Genomic DNA, 291 nt, shown 5'->3' on the forward strand with positions numbered 1-291 from the left:
TAATTTGGTGTATCATGGTATGTACAGCTTTGAAATTAAGCCCTTTGTTGCTTTCAATCTGTGTAATGTTGTAAGCTTTGGCAATTGGCCTGTAACCCCGCCATAAATCGGTTGTCACCTGTGCTTCCCTACTAATGTGGTTTACGAAAATATATTGCAGGGATTTTGCTGAAAAGTCATCGATACGCTTAGCGTACATTCGTTTCACCTTGCCATCATCGGTAAGCTGTACCGCCGTGACGGCTTTCTTTTTCTTGGCGTCATAACTGCGGCCTATTTTGCCCTGTTCGT

1 protein-coding gene is annotated in these 291 nt (G+C 43.3%); it reads right to left on the minus strand.

What is annotated here, in order from left to right; translation table 11 throughout:
• Positions 1 to 291 (minus strand): transposase (locus tag KI686_RS16470; protein WP_237590396.1); only part of this gene is annotated, 291 nt, incomplete at both ends.

Source organism: Polaribacter sargassicola (assembly GCF_021991835.1).
Taxonomy (GTDB): domain Bacteria; phylum Bacteroidota; class Bacteroidia; order Flavobacteriales; family Flavobacteriaceae; genus Polaribacter; species Polaribacter sargassicola.